Source organism: Oscillibacter sp., assembly GCF_031978065.1.
Classification (GTDB): domain Bacteria; phylum Bacillota; class Clostridia; order Oscillospirales; family Oscillospiraceae; genus Oscillibacter.
The window spans coordinates 1-2338 of record NZ_DALZCH010000193.1; the positions used below are offsets into that span (position 1 = coordinate 1).

Genomic DNA, 2338 nt, shown 5'->3' on the forward strand with positions numbered 1-2338 from the left:
GTGGTGACGACCTCTTCTTCCGATGCTGCTTCCGACAAGGTTCTGTATATTGAGTCCGTCAAGGGCGACAGCGTGGTGAACGGCGTCCGCACTTATACCTACCATGTGTGGGTCAACGGTGCCGAGGACGACTACACCTCCACCGACAACCTGAACGCTGCCCAGTTTGCCACCTATGCCGAGAAGACTGACGGCACCTACAAGCTGAGCTCTGTTGCAACCAAGGTTGAGAATGCCACTTCCGCGTTCAAGCTGACTCTGACCAAGGCAAGCATTGACACCGCCAACAAGAGCTTGATCTACGGTGTAAACGGCGCTAGCGCTACTCCCTATGGTGCTGGCACTGTTATTGTCACCGACATGACTGGTGCCCAGACCTACAACGATGGCGGCACCACGAAGTATTTTGTTGGTGGATCCACCACTGTCGGTCAGGTGCTTAACACCTCCGGCGCTGAGTTCTCTGACCTGACCGACAACGGTTTCTCCAGCCTGAAGAATGTCTATGACTATCTGAATGATGCGAGCAGAACCGCGGCCGATGATGAGATCGAGCTGGTCATCGTGATGAACAATAAGACCAGTGCGGATGACTACCTGAAGGTTTCTGCGGTTGCTGTCATCAGGACTAAATAATCGACTGCCACAGTAATCTTAGGTCCTGACTTAGCAAAAAAAGGTCCGCCCCTTTCGGGGCGGGCCTTTTTTGCGCAATGCTTTGCAGGACAACACTTTTAGCTGCTTTTGGGAACCTGCTTCAACTGAATAAAAAATTTTACACAAGCAGGTGTGTTTCTTACTCTAATCTCCTCCTGCGCGGATGCTTGCGTGGCGGCTTGCCAACTTTTATCCGGGGCTTTCCTTGCTCTGAAAAACGTGGTACAATATTCAGGAAAAAACAACAGTATCCGCCTGCGCCCACTCAGGGACCGCCGCGCCATTCAAGCGGGGCCGCGCAGGTGAAACGGAGGAAAACGATGGCGATTTTGGTTCTGGGGGGCGCGGGGTATATCGGGTCCCACACCGCGCTGGCCCTTTTAAACGCGGGCCGGGACGTGGTGGTGGCCGACAATCTGAAAACCGGATTCCGAACGGCGGTGCCCCCGGCGGCTCGGTTTTATCAAGGAGACATCCGTGATCAAGGTTTTTGTGATTCTCTATTTGAGCGGGAAAAAATTGACGGGGTAATTCACTTCGCCGCCAGCTCCCTTGTGGGGGAGAGCATGGCCGCCCCCCTGCGGTATTACGACAACAATCTGGGGGGAACCCGTGTCCTTCTGGAGAGCATGACGGCCTACGGCGTGCGGGACATCGTGTTTTCCTCCTCCGCCGCCGTGTATGGCGAGCCGGAGCGGGTTCCAATTTCCGAGACGGACAGAAAAATTCCCACGAATTGCTACGGCGAGACGAAGCTTGCCATGGAGCAGATGATGAAATGGACTGCTGAAGCTCACCGCCTGCGCTATGTCGCCCTGCGGTATTTCAACGCCTGCGGCGCGCAGCCGGGGGGGGCCATGGGTGAGGCCCATGAGCCGGAAACGCATTTGATTCCCTTGCTTTTGCAGGTGGTAAACGGCAGGAGAGAGCAAATTTTCATCTTCGGGGACGACTATCCCACCCCCGACGGTACTTGCATCCGGGACTATGTGCACGTCTGCGACTTGGCCCGGGCCCACATTTTGGCGCTGGACTATCTGACGGCAGGCGGGGACAGCGGCGCGTTCAACTTGGGGAGCGGGGCTGGCTTTTCCGTCAAGCAGGTATTGGAGGAGGCCCGCCGCGTCACTGGACACCCCATTCCGGCTAAGATTCAGCCCCGCAGGGAGGGGGACCCGGCACGGCTGGTGGCCTCGGCAGACCGGGCGCGGACGGTGCTGGGCTGGGCGCCGGAGTACGGCGATTTGCGTACCATTCTCCAAACCGCGTGGGACTGGCACAGCGCCCATCCGGACGGCTACGGAAGGTAAATGCTCCAAGGCAAAAAAGTCCATCGAAGCTTGCAGACAGATTTGCCAGAGGTGTGTTTCGGAGAGCGGAGAATGCACTGAAACGCGGTTGCGCCAGAGTGACGGCCCAGATGGAGTCTTATCTTTCCGGAATGCTGCTTGCCGACAGCGCTGTTTTTAGAGCGCTGTGGGTCCGCGCCAACCTGCCCGCTGCTAAAGTCATTTTCCAAGCCGAGAAAAAGCCGTGCCGGTCGTTTTAAGACGATCAGCACGGCTTGTTGCGTTTCTCTTGTTAGGGTGTTATGTACTCAGAGGCCTATCCGTTGGGAGAGGGCCAGCAATCCTCCGCAAAACCGTTGCCACTGTGTCAATGTAATCAACAATGGGTCGCC

Annotated in this window: 2 protein-coding genes; both read left to right on the top strand. The window is 56.6% G+C overall.

The features are described from left to right. On the top strand, window positions 1–636 hold a 636-nt coding region (locus RTK01_RS16590; RefSeq protein WP_312282029.1), incomplete at its 5' end, for a hypothetical protein. A 341-nt stretch (window positions 637–977) separates the two neighbouring features. Then, complete coding sequence (gene galE, locus RTK01_RS16595) at window positions 978–1967, top strand: UDP-glucose 4-epimerase GalE (RefSeq protein ID WP_312282030.1); 990 nt, start codon at window positions 978–980, stop codon at window positions 1965–1967. Window positions 1968–2338: the final 371 nt, after the last annotated feature.

Bases quoted from the DNA above. Each gene is read 5' to 3' on its own strand.
- galE (WP_312282030.1), top strand. From the start codon at position 978: ATGGCGATTTTGGTTCTGGGGGGCGCGGGGTATATCGGGTCCCACACC.